17 protein-coding genes, 1 tRNA gene and 1 other annotated feature are annotated in these 19288 nt (G+C 41.5%); of the genes, 2 read left to right on the top strand and 16 right to left on the bottom strand.

The window, feature by feature from the left end; translation table 11 throughout:
• Positions 1-143: 143 nt before the first annotated feature.
• From DXB54_RS05570 to DXB54_RS05555, 4 genes are all read right to left on the bottom strand, one after another.
• Positions 144-231: transfer RNA gene (locus DXB54_RS05570), tRNA-Ser, on the bottom strand.
• A gap of 47 nt (positions 232-278) precedes the next feature.
• Positions 279-1769, bottom strand: coding sequence for a L,D-transpeptidase family protein (locus DXB54_RS05565; RefSeq protein ID WP_118694522.1), 1491 nt, complete (start codon positions 1767-1769; stop codon positions 279-281).
• 65 nt (positions 1770-1834) lie between these two features.
• Positions 1835-2695, bottom strand: coding sequence for a metallophosphoesterase (locus DXB54_RS05560; RefSeq protein ID WP_243104758.1), 861 nt, complete (start codon positions 2693-2695; stop codon positions 1835-1837).
• Positions 2696-2713: 18 nt separating this feature from the next.
• Complete coding sequence (locus DXB54_RS05555; RefSeq protein WP_243104757.1) at positions 2714-3886, bottom strand: D-alanyl-D-alanine carboxypeptidase family protein; 1173 nt, start codon at positions 3884-3886, stop codon at positions 2714-2716.
• 161 nt (positions 3887-4047) lie between these two features.
• On the opposite strand from DXB54_RS05555, the gene DXB54_RS05550 reads away from it, so the two are divergent.
• Positions 4048-5076, top strand: a complete 1029-nt coding sequence (locus DXB54_RS05550; RefSeq protein ID WP_021937506.1) for a 3-deoxy-7-phosphoheptulonate synthase — start codon at positions 4048-4050, stop codon at positions 5074-5076.
• A gap of 42 nt (positions 5077-5118) precedes the next feature.
• On the opposite strand, the gene DXB54_RS05545 is transcribed toward DXB54_RS05550, so the two are convergent.
• The 5 genes from DXB54_RS05545 to ilvB all read right to left on the bottom strand — a co-directional run bounded on the left by DXB54_RS05545 (position 5119) and on the right by ilvB (position 9036).
• On the bottom strand, positions 5119-5475 hold the full coding sequence (locus DXB54_RS05545) for an SCP2 sterol-binding domain-containing protein (protein ID WP_021937505.1): 357 nt from the start codon (positions 5473-5475) through the stop codon (positions 5119-5121).
• Between the two features lie 20 nt (positions 5476-5495).
• Entirely contained in the window at positions 5496-6143 is a 648-nt protein-coding gene (locus DXB54_RS05540; protein ID WP_021937504.1) for a DivIVA domain-containing protein, read from the bottom strand.
• Between the two features lie 122 nt (positions 6144-6265).
• Positions 6266-6715: a D-aminoacyl-tRNA deacylase gene (gene dtd / locus DXB54_RS05535; RefSeq protein ID WP_021937503.1), complete on the bottom strand. Its 450-nt coding sequence runs from the start codon at positions 6713-6715 to the stop codon at positions 6266-6268.
• 18 nt (positions 6716-6733) lie between these two features.
• The gene (ilvN, locus tag DXB54_RS05530; RefSeq protein ID WP_118694521.1) at positions 6734-7231 is read right to left on the bottom strand and encodes an acetolactate synthase small subunit; all 498 of its coding nucleotides are present in this window, start codon (positions 7229-7231) and stop codon (positions 6734-6736) included.
• Between the two features lie 80 nt (positions 7232-7311).
• Entirely contained in the window at positions 7312-9036 is a 1725-nt protein-coding gene (gene ilvB / locus DXB54_RS05525) for a biosynthetic-type acetolactate synthase large subunit (protein WP_021937501.1), read from the bottom strand.
• A 52-nt stretch (positions 9037-9088) separates the two neighbouring features.
• Positions 9089-9333 (bottom strand) — a binding site (T-box leader).
• Positions 9334-9422: 89 nt separating this feature from the next.
• Here ilvB and asnB point away from each other — a divergent pair.
• Positions 9423-11267 carry an asparagine synthase (glutamine-hydrolyzing) gene (asnB, locus tag DXB54_RS05520; protein ID WP_118694520.1) on the top strand — a complete coding sequence of 615 codons (1845 nt, stop codon included), beginning with the start codon at positions 9423-9425 and terminating at the stop codon, positions 11265-11267.
• A gap of 121 nt (positions 11268-11388) precedes the next feature.
• Here asnB and DXB54_RS05515 read toward each other — a convergent pair whose 3' ends face one another.
• From DXB54_RS05515 to DXB54_RS05485, 7 genes are all read right to left on the bottom strand, one after another.
• Complete coding sequence (locus tag DXB54_RS05515; protein WP_118694519.1) at positions 11389-11967, bottom strand: dipicolinate synthase subunit B; 579 nt, start codon at positions 11965-11967, stop codon at positions 11389-11391.
• 6 nt (positions 11968-11973) lie between these two features.
• Positions 11974-12867, bottom strand: a complete 894-nt coding sequence (locus tag DXB54_RS05510; RefSeq protein ID WP_158578189.1) for a dipicolinate synthase subunit DpsA — start codon at positions 12865-12867, stop codon at positions 11974-11976.
• Positions 12868-12903: 36 nt separating this feature from the next.
• Positions 12904-14151 (bottom strand): D-alanyl-D-alanine carboxypeptidase family protein, encoded by a 1248-nt coding sequence (locus DXB54_RS05505; protein ID WP_118694517.1) that lies wholly within the window; start codon positions 14149-14151, stop codon positions 12904-12906.
• A gap of 13 nt (positions 14152-14164) precedes the next feature.
• The gene (scpB, locus tag DXB54_RS05500) at positions 14165-14929 is read right to left on the bottom strand and encodes an SMC-Scp complex subunit ScpB (RefSeq protein WP_118694516.1); all 765 of its coding nucleotides are present in this window, start codon (positions 14927-14929) and stop codon (positions 14165-14167) included.
• Positions 14930-14961: 32 nt separating this feature from the next.
• Complete coding sequence (locus tag DXB54_RS05495; protein ID WP_021937495.1) at positions 14962-15720, bottom strand: segregation and condensation protein A; 759 nt, start codon at positions 15718-15720, stop codon at positions 14962-14964.
• A 128-nt stretch (positions 15721-15848) separates the two neighbouring features.
• Positions 15849-17318 (bottom strand): stage IV sporulation protein A, encoded by a 1470-nt coding sequence (spoIVA, locus tag DXB54_RS05490; RefSeq protein ID WP_118694515.1) that lies wholly within the window; start codon positions 17316-17318, stop codon positions 15849-15851.
• A 312-nt stretch (positions 17319-17630) separates the two neighbouring features.
• Positions 17631-19288: MSCRAMM family protein (locus tag DXB54_RS05485; protein ID WP_118694514.1), on the bottom strand; the 1658-nt coding region annotated here is incomplete at its 5' end.

Here is a 19288-nt window from a genome sequence, read left to right as displayed (position 1 = left end):
ATCGCCCTGACCGTTGCCATAACATACACAATATGCCATACATACCTATTATGTAGCTGCCAGGCCATATGCCATACCATATACCGCTTTATATGAAAATACACATCATAAAAATGATGTGCACCTCCATAAATAATATAAAACGGAGATGGAGAGATTTGAACTCTCGCGCCGGTTACCCGACCTACCGCATTTCGAGTGCGGACCCTTCAACCACTTGGGTACATCTCCTGATACAGGACACCGGATCTCTAAAACCGATGTCATTTATACAAGGTCTACCAGTAAAGTATTACCGGCATACCTGCATATGCATTATTGTAAATAATCCCCGCCTTGCTTAAAGGCAGATTAACGCAGCCATGAGAACCGCCGTTCCTGTATATGGAACCGCCGAATTTTGAACGCCAGGTTGCGTCATGTAATCCGATACCTCCGTTAAAAGGCATCCAGTAATTTACATGGGAACGATAATCAGCTCCCTCAAGATATGTATCATAATCCTTGTACACTATAGAATATATACCATCCGGCGTGCCGTGTCCATCAGAAGTACATCCTGTGACACAGGCGGTGTCTGTTACAAGCTTGCCGTCAACATACATGTATACATGCTGATTTGACAGATCTATCTCTATATAAGAATTACCTATATCTCCCTGACCGGTGTAGGCAGCACCTGTTCTTGAAAACTCAGGAACAAGAGTCACAGTCTTATGGGCATTTAATGCTTCGTATATCTGTTCAACCTCAGCCTCCTGATCTATACGCCATCCGTATTTCCTTCCATGCTGGGTCAACTTCCTTCCGTCTGTTGTGACGAACTCACGGTCAGTATCTACAGTATCGTACTTTTCTGCCATTTGTGCAACATATTTTTTTATTTTTTCTCTGTCAAATTGCCATTTGTCCTCATCATAGTATATCCAGTCACCAAATTCTTCACTGGTAAGCTCAAATGAAACCCTGTCTATCTGGAAGGTTATCTTCATGGCAAGGTATCCCTTCAAGGTATTATAAGTCGATACAATACCGGCATCATCCGACCTTATCTCCGCAGGGATATAGCACATATTGTCAAGAAGGTTAAAATGCTCGGCTCTGTTATTCAGAGCCTTCTCCACTCCATCAATAAGCACATCATGATCTATAACAGTGCTCTGGGTCTCAGGTATTATGACAGCCTGTCCTTTTTCTATCACAACATAGGCATTATCAGCCTTCTTCATATTTTCCTTATCCATGAAATCAAAACCTGCTATACACTTCGCAAGCTTATCCCTGTCGTAGTCCACCTTATACCTTACGGCATAATCCTTCCTGTCATTCAACATAACAGGCCACAGAAACAGGCTCTGATTGTTCCTTATGTTATCCGAACCGTAAGATACGGTAATATTCATATTGATATCTTCCGGATTTATGATATAGGACTTTCCGTCGGCGGTACATATGCACAGACTGTATGAATTTATATAATTATTTACACCTCGATCCAGCTCACTAAAACTGTCAAACGACATCTCCACGCCATCAACAGTAGTATTAGGCATCATATAAAACTTAAAGAATATACCTATTGCTATATATAAAAGTATGGCAACTGCCGCAACAGTGATCCCGCATATAGCTGCAATACGTTTGATTGCCCTGACTCTGTTTTTCTTCTTCTCCGCCTTATCAAACAGATCTGTCTGAACGTAGACATCCTCCTCCAGATCCTGCATGAAAGTATCCTCAATTTTCTCTTCTGAATTACTTACATCCATTCATTTACCCCTTTATACCAACATCGCCCAATTTATTTTTTCCCTTTATACTGACACTACACCAATTATCTTTTGCCATTTATCTTCACCATAACAAGATCAGGCTTATTAAACACCCTTATCTTGATGGTATGGCATCCAAGCCCCGCACTTACGATCATTTTTCTGTCTCCTATACTGTACAGGCCCTTATAGTATCTGGGGAACAATTTTATAGCAGGAGACACAATGCCCCCAAGAAACGGAAGTATCATCATCCCACCATGCACATGTCCCGACAACGAAAGGTCGGCTCCCCAGTCGGCATACTCAGGAAAATAATCAGGATTGTGGGCTATAAGTATATCATAAGTCTCACTGCCTGCAGGGCCTATGGTTTCCTTTATATAGCGGTCATCCATATAGGTCTTCTTAAATCTCTTATAATATATCCTGTCCATGTCAAGACCGTATATCCTGACATTATACTCCGGGATATATATATCTTCATTAATAAGCCATAGGGCTTTTTCCTTTGTTCCTTCGTACAGGTCCTTCCACAGGCTTCCGTACAGCTCCGTATCATTGGAAGTCCTGAGTTCATGGTTTCCCTTGCCTATATAGACCTTATATTTATCCGCCAGTTTATTTATAAGATCAACTGCCACGTCGGGTCTCTGTCCCGGCTTACCAAGGATCAGATCCCCTGCCACAATAATGAACGCAGGCTTCTGACCATCTATCTTTTCGATAAGCCTGCTGTTATTTTCTCCAAATTCCGCAGAATGAAGATCAGCGATCACTGCAAATCTTATATCTTTCTTCACCTTATCGGAATGTATGGTATATTCCGATACACCTATGCATCTGTTTTCCCTGAGGCTTTCAGCCGTTACAAATAAAACAGCCACAACTACCAAAACAACGATCAACCAAATTACAGTCACGTATATTCTCCCGGTATATTACTTCCTTATTATGTGTTCAAACATGGTCTGCATGCCATACATGTAGGTCTTCTCACCCACGGCTTCACCTGTATTCACTGCCACCATGCCTATAGTCCTGTCACCTACCGTATACTTCACATATCCGATACAGTCGCCCTTTTTTAACGGAGCCTTAAGCTCATCATCATAAAGCACCAGCTCCTTTTTAACATCTTCTGCTTTTTCGCCGTTAAGCAGCACTGCGTTAAAATCTGACACTGAAGTTATTTTAACATATTCCCTGTCTCCATTTAATACTTTTATGTCATTTTTTTGTAAAATTTTTTTATCTGTGTAAGCATAACATCTGGCAAATCCATAGTCCAGAAGCTTTGCTGCGTCAGTGTTTCTGTTTTCCTTGGTGTCGGCTCCCATTACCACCGCAATAAGCTTAACTCCGTTTCTGTTGGCAGTGGCACTGATACAGTAATGGGCAGTGGAGGTATAGCCGGTTTTAAGTCCGGTGGCTCCCTGATACTGCCTCAAGAACTTATTTGTATTTACCAGACCAAACTCCTTTTCTCCTCTTCTGGTCTTATGTATTATGGTGTCCGTCCATATTGACGTATAATTAAATATATCCGGATATCTGGTGATAAGCTTCCTCGACATTATAGCAATATCCCTGGCCGTGGTCTCATGCCCGTCTGCATCAAGACCGCAGGCATTCTTAAATGTGGTATTCTCCATCCCCAGTTCCCTGGCCTTATTGTTCATATCTGCCACAAATGCCTCCTCGCTTCCGGAGGTAAATTCCGCCATGGCAACAGCGGCATCATTACCCGAGGCAATTATGATACATTTGATCATATCTTCAACAGTCTGCTGTTCATTTGCCTCAAAAAAACACTGTGAACCACCCATGGAGGCAGCATGTTCACTTACGGTCACTATATCCTCCAATGTGTACTGCTTATTCTCTATGGCCTGGAATACCAGAAGCAGTGTCATAACCTTTGTTACAGACGCCGGCTTCATCTTGGCATCTGCGTTCTTCTCATATATCACTGTCCCCGACTCCGCCTCCATCACTATAGCTGATGGGGAACCAAGAGTAAGTTCTTCCGTAGTTTCCGCCCTGACATTCAGTATGCTGCCGGATAATATGACACAACAGCAAAGTACAAATGAAACAATCTTATTAAACAAATGTCTCTCCACCTTTTTAATTTTATAGAGAACAAACCGATATTTAGGAAAATATATCAGTTTATATATTATATTAGTCCATTAAAAATTTTATACTTTTATAACTCTTTTCATTCTGCTATAATACATATCAGAAATTTACTGATAAGGAGAAACTAACTATGAGCATGAAATTGATCAAGCGGGTTCCTACAGGTGACGAAATAAAGGAACTCTACCCTCTTTCTACTGAGCTTAAGAAGATCAAAGCCGCAAGAGACGAGGAAATCAGAAAAGTATTTACCGGAGAAGACAATCGATTTTTATTTATCATCGGACCATGCTCTGCAGATAACGAAGAAGCTGTATGTGATTATTTAAACAGACTTGCAAAAGTCGCTGATGATGTTAAGGATAAGATCCTTGTCATCCCAAGAATCTATACTAACAAGCCAAGAACTACCGGTGACGGCTACAAGGGAATGTTACACCAGCCGGATCCTACAAAGGCTTCAGATATGCTTGAAGGACTCTATGCCATAAGAAAAATGCACATAAGAGCCATCAAGGAGACCGGTCTGACCGCTGCAGATGAGATGTTATATTCAGAAAACTGGCAGTATGTTGACGATATACTTTCATATGTTGCCATCGGTGCAAGATCTGTAGAGGATCAGCAGCACAGACTTACAGCGTCAGGTATGGATGTTCCTGTAGGTATGAAGAACCCTACAAGCGGTGATTACAATGTAATGATGAACTCATGTATTGCAGGCCAGCACCCACACACCTTCCTGTACTCAGGCTGGGAGGCACATACAGACGGCAATCCTCTCACACACTGTATCTTAAGAGGTGCCCTTAACAAGCACGGACAATCAATATCAAACTACCACTATGAGGATTTACGTCTCCTTGCCGATACTTACCAGAAATTCAACCTGGTAAATCATGCATGTATCGTAGATGCCAACCACAATAACTCAGGAAAGAAGTTCGCTGAACAGCCAAGGATCGTCAAGGAAGTTATCCATAGCTGTAATTATGACTCTGAGATCAGATCACTGGTTAAGGGTGTTATGGTTGAAAGCTACATTGAAGATGGCAACCAGCCTGTAGATGGTGGCTGCTATGGTAAGTCCATTACTGATCCTTGTCTTGGATGGGACAAAACAGAACGTCTTTTAAAGGAAGTCGCTGATTTACTGTAAAAAAAAGAGAGCCTAGGCTCTCTTTTTTTTATTTATTTTTTATTACCGATGAGCTATTCTGTTCTTCCACTCACCGGCAACCATTGTAAGTACCATTCTTCCGAGATTGGCATCTCCCGGCATTTTAATCTTTCTTGTAGCGTACGCATAGGCCGGATCAAGCCTGCCTGTTATTATCTTATCCAGTGTCGCAGGTGTAACTATCAACATTACATCTCTTTCTTTGTAATCTCCCTCATGGACGCTCATATGTCCGTCCTTAAATTTAAGATAGAAATTACTCTCACTGTTGTCCCCACCAATAATATCAAACTGGAAATAAGATTCCTTATCAATGCAATCAAATACTGCACCTTCTGAAACGCGCTCAAAAACTTTCTTGCATTCATCCAGAGTCATACCATCCCCCTCTTTATATCTTACAGGAATTCGAAATCTGCTTCCTCTTCTCCGTCACCGATAAGAACCTGATTACGCTTTACATTCTCCTCGATCTCACCTACGAAGATTTCCTCTACTTCTTTCTCATCCTCTGTCATTGCACTCTTTCCTGCAAATGCCTGTGGCTTCGGCTCTTCCTTAGGCTTCATCTTGAGCTTCGCAGGCTCCTCAACAGTCTGTGACTTCATTTTGAGCTTTGTGATAGGATCTGCGTCAAATGCTGATGTGTCAACCTTTACATCACTTGTGCTTCCTCCATTAGCTCTGAGTTCTTCCATCTCTGCCTTAAGCTTTGCAAGCTCAGCCTTGGCATTTGAAAGCACTTCATTTGCCTTCTTCTTTGCGTCATTGATGATCTTGTTAGCCTCAGCGTTTGCTGCATTCTGCTCCTTCTTGCTTCCGGGAGCTGCCTGCTCTAACTGCTTCTCAAGCTCGTAGATCTTAACGCTGTTCTCCATAAGTGACTTCTTTGAAATTTCATTCTCATCAGCAATTGCCTTATACTTTGTCTGAAGCTCAATATACTCTGTGCTGATTTCTCTGACAAAACTGTTAACCTCGTCCTTATTATAACCAAACAGTCCCTTTTTAAAGGTCTTTGACTCTATCTGTTCCTTTGTTAACATTTCGTAATTCTCCTTCTTCGTAAATTATATAGTTCTAGCATAACCTAAAAAATATTATATAAATAATTAGTATTTTTTTCAAGAATTATTAATTAAATTTAACAATATTTTGCTGTAAAATATTATTTCCAGTCATCACTGTCCAATAAAATAGTAAATGGACCGTCATTTAACAGAGAAATCTTCATATCGGCGCCGAATTTTCCCGTCTGGACATCCGGAATCTGCTCTCTGCAGGCAGATATGATGTACTCATACATACTGTCAGCATAGTCCGGCTTGCCGGCATTGATAAAGGATGGCCTGTTTCCCTTTCTGCAATCTGCGCAGAGGGTGAACTGTGACACGATCAGCAGGCTTCCTTTCACGTCCTTAAGACTTAAGTTTGTTTTGTCATTTTCATCCTGGAATATCCTTAAGCCCACCAGCTTCTTCACAAGCCTGTCCGCATCCTCTTTTGTATCACTGTCAAATACTCCCACAAATACCAGGAGTCCCTTATCTATACCTGATATCTGCTCTCCCTCCACACATACCTCTGCATGGCTTACTCTCTGTATAACAAATTTCATATTATCCCACTTTCTCTATCAGTCAGCGATACTTATTGCTTCTACGGCAACGCTTCCGCCTCTTATTACCTCTATCCTGTTAGGGAATGTTTCCTTAAAAAGCTTTATGGCATTGTCATTCTTATCCTCTGTCTGGACACACTCCACAAGGATACTGTTCCTGTTGTAGTCGGCAATGTTGTATCCGAAGGCATTGGCAATCCTGAACACCTCATCCTTGTCTGCACTGCTGCAGCTGTTTACCTTTACAAATAATACCTCTCTCTTATGGATAGGTATATCTGTGTAGTCAACCACCTTTATAACCTCAACGCTTCTGTTTAACTGCTTCTTAACCTGTTCAAAGGTCCTGTCATCACTGGTGAAGCTTATTGTCATTCGTGACACCGTGGGATCCTCGGTAACTCCAACGGTTATACTGTCCATATTGTATGATTTACCTGAAAATAATCCAGATATCCTGGCCATTACACCTATCTCATTTTCAACATAAAGGCATATCCATCTCTTCTTCATTATCTATATCCTCCATATTTTTAAACTAACTGTTTTCTCTAACCTGCCAAAAGCTTTTACCACATAGTCCCTGCCGGCTCTTAACAATCCATGATCATCTGGTCAAGGGACTTTCCGCCCGGAACCATAGGGAATACATTTGCAGCAGGATCGATATATGCCTCGATTACTGTAGGGCCGTTCTTGTTCTCCCTAGCCTTTGTAAATGCAGCTCTTAACTCTTCTTCATTTGTAACTCTTATACCAACCGCATCATAGCTTTCTGCGAGCTTAACAAAGTTTGGTGTATACTTTGGACAGCACTTGTCAGGATTCATACAATCCCTGTTGCAGCTTCTTCTGTATCTTAAACATGTACTGCTGTAACGCTTGTTGAAGAACAGCTCCTGCCACTGACGTACATTTCCCAGATATCCGTTGTTGAGGATCACAAGGGTAACAGGTAGCTCGTAGGAAACTGCAGTTGCCATCTCCTGTATGTTCATCTGTACTCCGCCGTCACCTGATATACATATTACATCCTTGTCCATATTTCCAAGCTTGGCACCTATGGCAGCAGGGAAACCGTATCCCATTGTTCCTAGCCCGCCGGAGGTAAGAAGCTGCTTGTTCTCATCTATCTCTATATACTGGGTAGTCCATAACTGGTTCTGACCTACATCTGTTGTGATGATGAGGTTATTGTACATTTCATTAATGGTCTTGATGATCTTTTCAGGAGTAAGTCCGCTGTAGGAATTCATGTTGATAGGATGTTCTTCCTTGATCTTCATTATCTCTGATACCCAGTCGGCTATGTCAAGCTTCTCTGCATACTTGAGCATTTTTGTTATGGCAACCTTGGCGTCTGCAACAATAGGTATATCAACCTTGATATTTCTTGAGATTGACGCCGCATCTATATCTATATGGATTATCTCTGCATTCTTTGCAAATGTATCAATGGTACCTGTGATCCTGTCATTAAATCTTGTTCCTATGGAGAACAGGACATCACATTCCATGATAGCCTTGTTTGAAGCAAGATTTCCATGCATACCGATATTGCCTACATACAAAGGATGGTTGGTAGGGATAGCCCCCTTACCCATGATGGTTGTTACAACCGGTACTCCGGTAAGCTCTGCCAGCTCTGTCATTTCCTTTCTGGCATGGGCGATATTTACACCACCACCAATCAGGAATACAGGTCTTTTTGCGTTCTTTAACTTCTCAAGAGCCTTCTTTATCTGTCCCGAGTGAGCCCCCTCTGATGGCTTGTAGCCACGGATATTTACCTCTGTAGGATACTCGTCACTTCCCATGGCAATCTGTATATCCTTAGGGATATCTACAAGTACCGGTCCCGGCTTTCCTGTCTTCGCAATATAAAAGGCATTCTTGATGATCCTTGCAAGATCCTCTCTCTTTCTTACTGTAACTGCATACTTACATATACTTCTTACAATTCCTACAGTATCAACCTCCTGGAATGCGTCATTACCGATGAGATTTGTAGGAACCTGTCCTGTAAAGCATACAAGAGGTACGCTGTCGAAGTTGGCTGTTGCAATACCTGTAACAAGGTTTGTTGCACCCGGGCCTGATGTAACAAGACATACGCCAACCTTTCCTGTAGATCTTGCATATCCGTCTGCCGCATGAACAAGTGCCTGCTCATGACGAGGAAGTATCATATCTATCCCCTCTGCGTCATATAAAGCGTCAAAAAGATCAATAGCTGTTCCTCCCGGATAAGCAAATAAAGTCTCAACATGCTCTTCCTGTAAAGCCTTTACAAACATTTTTGCTCCACTTATTTCCATAACTTTTCCTCCAATTCTTGTTAAACAATAAAAAAATCCCAAGCAACATAATGCTTAGGACGAAAATTCCGCGGTACCACCTAACTTCAGGAAAACCTGCTCTCATACAGTACAATAGTAAACTCTAAGATATACTGTTTTCCTGTAACGGGGAATACCGTTGAAGCCTACTTGGTACAAATACCGTTCAGTTCACTGCTCGAGGGCTACTTCCACATATCCTGGATAAAGATTTACACCACCATCTTCTCTCTGGGATCCGGTTATATATGTACTCCTCCCTGTCACTGCATTTACCAATACAATTTCGTATATTTTACCACAACATACGTCATATTGGCAAGAAAAAAAGAATATAATATAAACAAAAATTTCAGGAAATAACTATGTGCTCAATCGCCGGTTTCTTTAATCCTAATATAATTCCGGATCAGGAAAAATCCCGCCGGATCCTTACAGCCATGAATAAGTGCCAATGTCACAGAGGTCCTGATGAGGAAGACATAATCCAGGCAGGTGGCTGTGGCATGGCTCATACAAGACTGTCCATCAGAGATATCTCCAGGGGACACCAGCCAATGAAGATCAATAAAAATGGAAATAATTATTACATAGTCTACAATGGCGAGATATATAACCATAAGGAACTAAAAAACAAGCTTACTTCAAGGGGCTACAGCTTCAATACAACCTGTGACACAGAAGTACTTCTGAATACTTTCATATGTTTCGGTCCTGATTATTTTGAAAATGTAAATGGTATATTTTCCTGTGCCATATATGACGAGTCAGAAAAAAACGTATACCTGTTCAAGGATCATTTTGGCGTAAAGCCGCTTTTCTATACTATCTCAAAGGGAACTCTCATATGGGGCTCTGAAATTAAGGCTCTGTTCTGCTATCCCGAGATCTCCCCGGAGATAGATGATGAGTCATTGCGTGAATTAACAGGCCTCGGACCTGCCAAACTAAACTATTCGGGTGTATTTAAAAACATACATGCGGTAAAACCCGGGCACTATATTAAATACAGTAAAAAAGGCTTCCTTGAGGCACCATTTTTTACCTTAAAAACCAGATATCACTCTGATACATATAATGAAACTGTAGAACATACCGGGTATCTTGTAAAGGACGCCATTCTTAAACAGATAGTCAGCGATGTTCCCATCTGTACCTTCCTGTCCGGAGGCTTGGACTCTTCTATTGTAAGTGCTGTATGTGCGGACAAATTAAAGGAAAACGGTCAACAGCTTTCTACATTTTCCTTTGAATTTGCTGAAAATGACAAGTACTTTAAATCTAACAGTTTCCAGCCTACCCTGGATAAGGATTACGCTGCATTAATGGCGGTAGATCTTGATACGGACCACAGGATCCTCACTATAACCTATGAAGAAACATTAAATGCTCTGTATGAATCCGTACTTTCAAGGGATCTTCCTACCATGGCTGATGTGGACTCTTCCCTTCTTCTTTTCTGCCGTCAGGTATCAAAGACTCACAAGGTGGTCTTAACCGGCGAGTGTGCTGATGAGGTGTTCGGCGGATATCCATGGTTCTATCGTCCGGAGCTCCTTAACGTGGATACATTTCCATGGATGACAGATATGTATTCAAGAACTGCTTTGCTTAAAGACTCATTGATAGAAAAATTGGATATAAAAACATATGTAAAGGACACATACAACACTATTGTAAATAAGATTGCGGTTCTCCCTGATGAGTCAGCCGAAGCCAAGTCCAGAAGGCGTATCGGCTACATTAACCTGTACATGTTCATGGCTACCCTGCTTGAAAGAATGGACAGAACCAGCATGTGGAGCGGGCTTGAGGCAAGAGTGCCATTTGCAGATCACAGGCTCATAGAGTATATCTACAATGTTCCATGGGAATTTAAGTACCGGGACGATACCGAGAAACACCTGCTCCGTACCGCCTGCAGGGATATCCTTCCTGAATCCATCTTTAAAAGAAAGAAGTCCCCTTACCCTAAGACATACAATCCATTCTACGAAAAGGCATTAAACGCAATATTTACAGATATCATAAATACCCCATCGGAACCGGTAAACAAGCTTATAGACAAAGAAAAAGCAATGAGGTTCATGAACTCCACCATGGATTACGGCAGACCTTGGTATGGTCAGCTTATGGCGGGACCTCAGCTCATTGCTTACTATATCCAGATCAATTACTGGTTGAAAAAATATGATGTTAATATAATTTAGTCATCCGGCAAGTGTCAAAAAAACTCATTTCATCAACAAAAGCCACAATCCTTTCGGGCTGTGGCTTTTTTTCGCTGTCACATCATATATATATCGTATATGAGATCATTTCCTGCAATTCTTATACAAGTACCGGTTCGATCTGCTTTCCCTGCATTGCCATCTCAATAGTATCCGGGATGAGCTTGAGATTGGCGATAAGGGAGTTAGGCTTCTTCACCGGATCATCCTGGGCAAATGGAACAAAATAAATATTCTTCATATTCATTAAGAGTCCGATATTCTTGAAGTTAATGCCCATAGCGTCATTTGTGGATATAGAAATGATAAGTGGCTTGTTGTTTCTCAGGTGAGCCTTGGCTGCCATCAATACGGGAGAATCCGTAATACCATTTGCAAGCTTGGCAAGGGTGTTTCCGGTGCACGGAGCTATGACCATGGCATCAAGATACCCCTTAGGGCCAATAGGCTCTGCACCCATTATGGTATCTATTATCTTGTGGCCGGTTATTTCTTCTATATCCTCTCTCATTTTCTCTGCAGTACCAAATCGTGTATCATATGAAGCAGCAGAATTTGAAAATATAGGAACTATGTCGCCAAATACCTGCTTCATTTCTCTTATTTCAATCTTTACTTTATCAAAAGTACAAAAGGAACCTGTTATTCCGATACCTATTGTGTACCCTGATAAATCCATATATTTCTATCCTTTCAACATCAGTGCCTCTCCCAGAAGCCTGCCTGCTGTCTCCGGGCTGTATTTTCCCGGAATACCAAGGCTGTGTTTATATTTAAGTCCCACCTTGTCACAGAAGGCGAAATCTGTGCCGCCGGGCATAGAGGCAATATCTATTATTATGACATCAGGAGAGAACTTTTCCAGAACCTGTCTGTCAAGAATCATTGCCGGAATTGTATTAAAGCAGAAATCAAATCCATCATATGGCTTTTTTCTGTACTGGTCATCAAGAAGCATTGAAGCGATCCCCTTTTCCTCGGCCTCCGTACATGACTCTTTTCGTCTTGCCAGCACCGTTACGTCTGCACCCCACGCCTTAAGCCTGTCACATATTGCTTTACCACAGGCACCGTATCCGGTCACAAGACATTTAGAGCCTTCTATATTGATACTGCTCATTAACGCAGCGTCTAAGATAGCTCCTTCAGCAGTGGCAACACCATTTCTGTTCTTGATCCAGTCATCTGTCATAAAATCGTACACCTCAATGTCATGCTCATAGCAAAGCTTATGAACAGACTCCGGGATCTTGCTTCCGGATAACAACTCTGAGTTGGTGATGAGATACCTGATATCTTCCACATCAATACCACCATCGCTTCCTATCACTCTGCCATCCTTTCCAAGCACCGGAGTAGGAAGCACAAGACAGTATTCGTCTGCTTCCTTCGATATATCCTCAAGCCGTGCTAATTCATCTATAACAACGGGCATATAATCTTTTCTGCTAGTTTCGGTTATACTTACATCCGAAGGAAGCTTTGTTCTGTACATGTATACATTTTTACCTGACTCCTTCAGATAGACAGCCATATAATAATTCCTTACATCTCCGCCAACAACTAAATAGGTCTCCATATGATCCTCCTGATTATTTATAATATGCATATATAGCTACAAAAGTGTATGTTCATATATAATGTCAAATATATTTCCGTAATTTCTCTCATATACATTCCGGGTACTTGTAATGTCCTGCCTGTATACCTCACTGTTACCTATATACACTATGACACAGCCAAGACGCTGTCCCCTTTTTATCGGTGCCTTAAGATCACTGTACAGCACCACCTTATATTTTATTTCCTCATCATCGGTCATGTTGAGATCACACGTTATGTAAACTTCTTCGTACATAGACGATACCGTCTCCCCTTCCTCGTCCATGCCGCTTCCTATGTCAATATCATATATATTTATATTCTTTTCAAAATGCACTGTGTGCATATTATCTTCCACATATTTGATTATTTTCAGTGAGTCCTCCCATTTGTGGTTTTTGTCTGGAGGATATCCTGAATTTAAAAGTGAAAATACATACCTGTGTCCGTCCCTCTCAAAGGCTCCCACATAACAATAGCCTGCGTCACAGGTAAATCCTGTCTTTCCTGACAATACATCATGGGACAGTTTAAGTAGATTATTGTGATTATTTACAGTGAAGGATCTCTTCTTGCTAAGATCCGTGAAAGAATGGGTTCCGGTGCCGGTAATGGCGAGAAAATCCTCCCGGCTGTCAGAATAGCTTATACAGTACCTCATTATCTGGGCAAGATCATAGGCAGAAGTTCCGTGAAATCCGCCATCGTTTGTGGCGTCAAGACCATTTGCAGTGACAAAATGTGTATTAACCAGTCCAAGCTGTCTCACCTTATCCATCATCATATCTGCAAATTCCTCCGTGCCCCCTGCCACATGCTCTGCAACGGCAACCGCCACATCATTGTAGCTCTCAAGCATCATGGCATACAGAAGATCTCCCAGGCGGTACTCTTCGCCACTTTTCACATCCATATTTACCTCAGGCATGGATGCCGCATAGTCAGATATGACCACCTTATCATTAAGATCACAGCTCTCAAGGGCTATTATACAGGTAAGTATCTTGGTGGTTGAAGCATTTGGCTGCCTGTTATCACTGTTCTTGCCACATATGACCCTGCCAGTCTCACCATCTATCAGCACTGCACTCTCCGCATATAAGGAAAAGGGAAAATCTTTAATTTCCCCTTCCTGTGCCTGAATTATTATATTATTTTTTAATGCTGCAGATATCAGGATAACCGCCATGGTCAATGCCACGATCCTGTACAATATCTTATGTATGCAAAATAAACGCATGTATAAAATATCAGTCTTCAATAATGCCTCCACATTATTCCTGTTCTACATCCACATTCAGAGTAAACTCTGCCTCCTTGGCTGCTTCAACCTTAAAGTCTTCGATCTTATCCGGCGCTATAACCGGCAGATCATCCTTGGACTCAACTCCAAAACACCTTAAGAAATCCTCTGTTGTACCAAATAATATTGGTTTTCCCGGAGCATCAAGCCTGCCCACCTCAGTAACAAGATTGTATTCCATAAGCCTGTTGATGGCATGGGAACATGACACACCTCTTATGGCTTCTATCTCCGGTCTGGTGATAGGCTGCTTGTAGGCGATTATGGACAGAGTTTCAAGGAGAACATCCGTAAGGGTATGCTTCTTAGGCATATTCACGACTCTGCTTAACTCACCATAATATTCATTTCTTGTGCACATCTGATATGAATCCTCAAGCTTCACTATCTTTATTCCACGCTTGCAGCTGTTATATTCCAATATGTACTGATCGACCACCGGCTCCAGCTCCTTAACCGGAACATTAAGGGCAACTGCCAGCTCCTGTACTCCCACGGACTCTCCCACCGAGAAAAGCACCGCCTCTATAACAGAGATAATATAGTCATAGGATAAACTGTTTATGCTTACCAATTTGCTCTCCTGTGAGTCATCTTCTCCATTAATTTCAACATTATTATCACCTGCCGGAATATCCTCACTATTATCTGCTATGTTGTCAGCAGATACAGTCTCGTTGTCGTTAATAACATCTTCGTTGTCTGTTATATCCTGGTTTTCTTCAATATTTGCCATATTTCTTTTCCTATTCCTGTGGATTATCTTTATTACAGCTCATCCTTTGAGTCTATTATTATATCTCCAAATAATTCATCCTGCCTTATTGTAATGGCTGATATCTTCATCAGCTCAAGGATAGCAAGAAATGTCACTATGACATTCATCTTTGAAGGCTGCATCTCAAGAAGCGTCCTGAAATTAATTCCGTTAAGTCCTCTCACCTGTTCCCTGACTTCAGCCATTTTATCTTCAAGGGATATCTCTTCCTTCTCTATGGTCTTGAATTTACTTCTTACAGGGTCAAGCTTGTCAACCTGCTTCCTCATTACTGACTTGAATATCTCATTCAATTTCTCAAGGTCAAGTCCCAGACCGCTTACCAGCTCATAAGGATCTATCTCCTCGTGGTAGTTCTTAACCTCCGCCGGTATGGACGCTCCCTTGTAGAGATTTTTCTCGCCGTCAAGCTCCATATCCTTAAGCTCACAGGCAGCATATTTGTACATTTTATATTCAAGAAGTCTTCTGACCAGTTCGTCTCTCGGATCTTCTTCCTCCTCGCTTACCTCCTCATCCTTTGGAAGGAGCATTTTGGATTTGATCCTTATAAGGGTTGCAGCCATAACCAGAAACTCACTCATAACGTCCAGATCTTCCTCTTCCATATTATTGATATACTCAATATACTGATCTGTGATGGTCACAATAGGAATATCAAATATCTGAACCTTGTTCTTTTCAATTAGATGAAGCAGAAGATCCAGGGGACCCTCAAATACATTTAACTTCACATCTAATGCTGCCATATTACTTCTCCATTTCAGTTACGTGTCTCAGACCTTAAAGCATTCCAAGAAAATGCTGTTTCCCAGGTTCTCAAGGCCTGCCTCCGTATTATAGCATTATCAAAAATAATTGGCAACATTCTCGTATTTTATATGATAATGCAGACCATACCGCCGTTGCTGTCATTTACGATCTTCTCCATAGTATCCTGAAGCTTCTGCTTGCTGGCGTCATTTATCTTCTCTGACTTGGAGCTTATGCCGTCATCCACAAGATTCCATATTGTCTTGCCGAATACATTTACATTCCAGATATCTCCATCATCATTCTTGCTGTTATTTATGTACTCAATAAGATCGTCAGCCTGTTCCTTGGTTCCGACGATAGGTGCCACCTCCGTGGTTATATCCGCCTTTATCATATGGATAGACGGTGCTGTAGCTTTTATCTTTATTCCATACTTATTTCCCGTCTTTATTATCTCCGGCGGATCAAGAGATATCTCATCCTTCTTCGGCATAACATATCCGTATCCGGATGCCTTCACAGCATTTAAAGCTTCAAGGATATTCTTACACAGCAACCTGTTCTCCGACAGCACCTTGATCTCATTTAAGAAATCATACTCATTACCTACCTCTGTTCCAAGCAGAGCACTGAGCATTTGATAGTAACACTCACTTTTTACATCAACTCTTATTGAACAGTTTCCTGTGGCAAGATCGATGTTGTCAATAATATATTTGTTTACATAATTATTTTCCGGTAAACTCATATTATTTATGTCATTTATGCTGCAGGAATTTTTCATTATGTACACAGCATTTTCAATGACTGATTTCTTGATCTCATTGTCATCAGGGGAAATCTCCAGCCACTTTGGTATGTAGAAATTATATGTAGCAACCGGGAACGCATAAAGAATATTTGTGAATATCCTATTAATGTCATCCCTGGTAAGCAGCTCACAGTTTATTGCCATGACCTGGCAGCCATACTGCTCCTTTATGCTCCTCTGCAGCATGATACATTCCTGGGATGACGGCGTTGCTGAATTTACGATCACTACATAAGGCTTTCCTATATCCTTCAACTGCTTTATTGTCTTATCGCAGGCAGGCATGTATGCCTCCTTGCCTATCTCCCCGAAGCTTCCATCGGTTGTGACCACGATCCCTATGTTTGAGTGATTGTTTATGACCTTGTTGGTTCCGATCTCTGCCGCCTTTGAAAACGGTATATCGTAGTCAAACCATGGAGTGCTGACCATCCTCTCATTTCCATCCTCATTGTTTCCTGCGGCTCCATCCACCATATAGCCCACACAGTCAATAAGCTTTACCTTCACAGATATCTGATCATTCAGTCTTATATTGCAGCCTGTCTTTGGTATGAACTTAGGTTCAGTGGTCATTACGATCTTACCATTTGCAGATTGGGGCATTTCATCTATGGCAACCTCCCTGTCCTGTTCACTTTCTATGCCGGGTATCACCATAAGCTCCATAAATCTCTTGATAAATGTTGATTTACCGGTTCTTACAGGACCTACGACACCGATGAACATTTCTCCGTTGGTTCGTCTGCTTATATCGCTGTATACGTCATATTCCTTCATATATACCTCCATATATTTGTAGCCCACTATTACATATAAGAATATATGCCGGCGGCAGACAAAAAAGAACCACACCCTATGTATCATAAAGTGTGGTTCTGTAAGTAATATCAATATTTACTGTTCCTGACCATCAGACCATCAGATCACCGAATCATCTCTGATCATTTCTGTTCATCTAAAACTGGAGCAGATGCATTAAAAGGCGAGCTTCGTTCGCGGGCGTCTGCGTGCTTCATAAGGATTCCTCCCACCTTCGGTGGGTCCCTCCTTATGAAAATTATCGGTTCTGATTACTCAAGGTCAATTAATTTATGAATTACTCTTTTCCTTTTTCTTCTTAAAGATAAGTCCTCCTGTGATACCCATACTTACAAATAATATCACAACTGCTCCGGCAAGTGGAGTATTATCTCCTGTCTTTGGCTTATCCGGATTTGTTGGCTTGCCAGGCTTATCCGGCTTACCAGGTTCGGTTGAGGTCTCAGTAGTCACCTCAGTAGAAGTTTCTGTGGTGGTCTCTGTGGTGGTCTCTGTGGTTATCTCTGTAGTATTCTCATCTGTATCACGTTTTATCTCATCATACATAACAAGAGTCTTGTTCTTAACAGCTCCATTATCCTTGTTGCGGCTGTTCTTTGCACCGCCTAAGATCACAATGTTTCCGTTAATATCAACTGTGAATAATATGTCATCTGCAGGATAATATCCCTTAGGTGCATTTTCCTCTGAAAGTATATAATGCTCACCGGCAATAAGATCCGCACCGCTTCCTGCAAGACCTACGGTAAACTCCTTAAGTGAGCTTCCGTCTGTATTCCATGATGCTACCTCATCGCTCTTATTACCATCTGAATCTACCTTGTATACAGCAAGTCCGGCGCCCTTTACCTGAGCCTTACTGTTAAGATCCTGCTTATCAACATTGATCTTCTCAATAATGAACTCATCTTTAAATGAAGCTCCGTAAGTAAGAACTATCGGTGAACTGCTGTCTGCCTGACTCTCTGTATATCCTGTGTCTCCGATAGTCACTGTATACACCGCATCGTCAAGCTCATAACCTGCAGGTGCCGCTGTCTCCTTAACATAATATGTCTTGCCATATGTAAGACCTGTGAATATACATTCACCATTTACTGTCACTTCCTCAGCAACTACATTTGTGAACTGGTCATCATCATAAATTGTAAATGTTGCTCCATCAAGAAGATCACCGTTTCCGTCCTTCTTCTCGATCTTTATTGCTCCCACAAGCTGTGTATTCACAACTGTAAGTGCCTCCTGATTTACGATTACTTCCCTGGCACTTGTCTTATCTGTTATAGCACTGATATGACTGTAATCATTGTACACATCTGCAAATGTTGATGTATAAACATCCGTGTCTGCAGGAAGCATATAGCCTGCAGGTGCTGCTGTTTCAGTTATCTTAACCTCATCTGTATCATTATAAAGCTTATTTCTGTACGCATCTGTAACAGGTATGTTGTAGAAGTATACATATCCGTCAGTCTCTGAAGCTACTGTACCAATCTCCGCACCTGCTATTGTAAGCTTAAAGTTTGCTCCCAAAAGAGCATTTCCTGCCTGATCGGTTTTCTTAAACTTAAGGCTTACATACTCAATAGGATATACGGTTAATGTATCCTCAACTGAGATCTGTACCTCTGTCTTGCTGTCTATAACAACCTCTTTATACTCAGTATTAAGATCATATCCGGCAGGTGCTGATTCTTCCTTCACATAGTATGTTCCATATGGAAGATCTGTAAATCTTGCAACACCGTTTACTGTTGACGCTTTTACTGCTGTTCCGTTTACTATGTACGGTGCGTAAGCATTGCCATTCTTAACATAGAGTCCGAATACTGCTGTTCCGCTTGTGATAACTGCCTGTGTATCTGCGTCCTTCTTGGTTACCTCAATGCTTCCAAGAGAAATATCATCGTAAAGTACAAGTCCTGTAT

The organism is Coprococcus sp. OM04-5BH (assembly GCF_003482105.1).
In the GTDB taxonomy this organism is placed as follows: Bacteria; Bacillota; Clostridia; order Lachnospirales; family Lachnospiraceae; genus Coprococcus.
This window is presented reverse-complemented; position numbering and strand designations above follow the sequence as displayed.